The 3,251-nt window shown below is 33.8% G+C and carries 2 protein-coding genes; both read left to right on the forward strand.

Annotation, left to right across the window (positions count from 1 at the left end):
• Positions 1-167 precede the first annotated feature (167 nt).
• A complete protein-coding gene (locus QHH19_07040) occupies positions 168-1,505 on the forward strand; it encodes a PKD domain-containing protein (protein ID MDH7518075.1) in 1,338 nt (445 codons plus the stop codon).
• A 183-nt stretch (positions 1,506-1,688) separates the two neighbouring features.
• Entirely contained in the window at positions 1,689-3,080 is a 1,392-nt protein-coding gene (locus QHH19_07045; GenBank protein ID MDH7518076.1) for a PKD domain-containing protein, read from the forward strand.
• The last annotated feature ends 171 nt before the right edge of the window (positions 3,081-3,251 follow it).

Below are 3,251 nucleotides of genomic sequence, written 5' to 3' on the forward strand. Positions count from 1 at the left end.
TTTTGGGTTTTATCCTTTTCTTGGCACATCCCATCTAATAGGAAAAAATGAATGTTTTTTTCTTTAATTATTTATTTTGGGATGAAGCCTGAAATATAGAAAAATTAATATATTTAGAAAATAATATTTATATATTAAAATCTATAAAAAATAGGGAGTGTGTTAAAATGAAAGATATTTACATTAAAATAATAGGGGCAATTGTTGTTGTAATGATACTGGTTTTTTCGATATTTGCATTTGTTACCCAAAAAGAGATAGGGGAAATAAATAAAGTTGTTGACGAAATAAAAGATCAACCTTTATCTGTCAGGATTCTTTCTGATGCTAGCTCTGGAACAAGTCCACTCACAGTTAATTTCAAACCTTTGTTATTAAATAGCAGAAATCAAGTTGAATACTATTGGGAATTTGGTGATGGGAATACATCAAACGAAGAACAACCGATCTACATATATAGAGACAGTGGTATATTTACTTGTAAATTAACAGTCAAAGATGGAAATACAACGGTGTACGACAGTTTTAATGTAACAGTATTTCCAAACAATCCACCAAAAATAAAAATAATATGTAAAACTACAGCATTTAGACCTGAAACAATAAAATTTGACGTAGAAGCTTTCGATCCAGAAGGAGAAGAATTGGAATATAACTGGGTTTTAAGGTATCCTCTAATTCTTGGGGGATACGAACATAAAGACTATTTTAATACAAAAAATTTCTCAAAACATTTCATACGCAATGGTCATTATGTCATTGAATTAACTGTTACAGATGAGTCGGGAAACAAAGTAACTGATTATGAAGTCATTAATGTGCAAAAAAGCAGGATAGAAGGAGTGGTAGACAGTCTTAGAGGATTGTATGTCTATTCACTGCCAGGTCAACTTGACATTCTTTGGATGGGGCTTAATATATTAGGCTTGGAAAAATATCTTGAGAATAATTGGTTAAATATGCCTCCTTCGATACAAAAAATAATTAGAAAAATAATTGACCTTTCGAGAAGTGTCGATTATGAACCGCCTATCCCAAAAGCTAATTTAGTAGTCTCAGAGATTCCAGATATAGATCTCTCTGCATATGTAGATAATACAACAGGAAAAGTTGCAGCAGGAGCAACTGTAAATAGCTCGTTCACTATAATAAATAATGATACAGTGAACACTGCAAAAAACGTATATATATCTCTGAAAAAACCAATTTCTGGTGATAAAGGACTTGACGAGGAAATCGCAGTTAAGGATCTTGCAGTAGGTTTAGATGTAGGTGTAATGTCAAATAAAATGTTCTATAATGGAATGTACACAAGTTGGGAAAACTGTTACAATATAGAGAAACTTGCACCAGGTGATCTAATTAATTTGGGCATTACAGTTACTTTAAAGGAAGGGGCTACATTTAAAAAAGGCACATACAACTGTACACTGTATATATATCAAAGTAAGCATATAGAAAAGGCAGAGTATGTAGATGAAATACCGTTCACAATTATAATATAAAAACGAATATATCTTAACTAAAAGGTTTAGTAAATTAGTTACTAAACCTAGAGTTTCTTTTAATTATGATTTAGTCACCAAACTATTGTTGTAAGAGTAATTTGTGTTTTATGTGTATTTTTATCATTTTTAAGCATAAAATATATATATTTGACAAATATATATAGTTAGAGGGGAAAAAAAATGAATGAAAAGGATATAGAACGAAAATTGAAAAAGGTGATATATGCTTTTATAGTGTCAGTAATAATTATTGTAGCGGCATTTGCTGCAACAATCTACTATTATGAAACAAAAGAAATATCCAGAGCAGTTGCAGTGGGAGAAGGTTTGTTTGCGAAGGTTTTTGTTGATAACAATATAGGAACAGCCCCTTTAGCTGTTAATTTTTCATCGTTATTATTTAACTTTGAGGGAACTCCAACCTATCATTGGGATTTCGGTGATGGTAACACATCCAATGCAACAAATCCGACACATAACTATACTAAGGCAGGCGAATACATTTGTAATTTAACTGTTATTGATGTCACTGGAAAAATTGCTACAGCCTCTACTAGGATTTTAGTTTCAGTTAACCAGCCACCAACTGTTGTAGCTTTGGTTACACCGATTACAAGCCTTAGGCCTTCTAAACCTTTTTGGTTGATCCAATTGTTGGAAAAGCTCGACCCGTATGGCTACCACATACTCCTTGCTCTTCTAGATGCTAATTCTAGCTTGGTGAATAAAACGGGCTGGATAACCTGCGAGGCACAGGTTTCTGATCCTGAAGGAGATGAAATTGTTAATTATAAGTGGGAACTCACACTACCAAATACATATTCTCCCGGGGGTAAAGTAGATTATCCTAAACGTTATTTCGAAGGAAAAGATTTGAAAACTATAACATTTCCTCTAGGGTATACTTTCAGAGATGGACCATATGACATTAGGGTAAATGTCACAGATTCGGCAGGGAATACAGGAGGCGATATTAAAAGATTCACTGTCGAAAAGAGTGACCTCGAAAACCGAATAATGGTATTAGAATCGATGTGGAATAATTTCTGGGGACCTAATTTTGATTATCAAATGGAACCTGTACAGAAGATACTAATAAAAATATGGGTTCTATTAGGACCAATGCAAAAAGCTATGAATAATATGGTGAAGAGGATTTTGGCTCCACTGCCGCCAGATCTCAGAGATACAATTTATTCTCTATATTATACCCTTATTTGGGATAAAACGGATACTAACTATCATAAACCAAACTTCAATGCACCAACCAAGCCTAGCGATCCATCTCCAGCTGATGGCGCTACGGGTGTTAGTGTATGGACTAATTTAAGCTGGAAATGTAGCGACGCTGATGGTGATACGTTGTCTTATGATATATACTTTGGAAGAGATCCATCACCGCCACTAATCAAAACAGGATATGATAAAACTACCTATGATCTTGGCGAACAACCGTTGGCCTCTAATACTAAGTATTATTGGAAGATAGTAGCTAGAGATCATCCTAAGCCCAGTGCCTATGGTGGAAGTAAAACTAGTGAAAGTTCTGTTTGGAGTTTCACGACAGCATAAGATAACCTTACTAAAAAACAAAGGTGATAAAAAATGGTGAGTTTCATCTCACCATAAAAAACATTTTATTTATTTTTGATCAGCAACAGAGTGCTGCCCGCAAATTCATTCTTTCTCCTTATTTAGTGCATGCAATTCCATAATACAAATCTGCATAAAACCTCCACGTTC

The organism is Candidatus Thermoplasmatota archaeon (assembly GCA_029907305.1).
GTDB lineage: Archaea > Thermoplasmatota > E2 > DHVEG-1 > DHVEG-1 > JARYMC01.

What these genes read in the sequence shown, in the direction of transcription:
- QHH19_07040 (MDH7518075.1), top strand. Translation starts at nt 168, where the DNA reads ATGAAAGATATTTACATTAAAATAATAGGGGCAATTGTTGTTGTAATG.
- QHH19_07045 (MDH7518076.1), top strand. Translation starts at nt 1,689, where the DNA reads ATGAATGAAAAGGATATAGAACGAAAATTGAAAAAGGTGATATATGCT.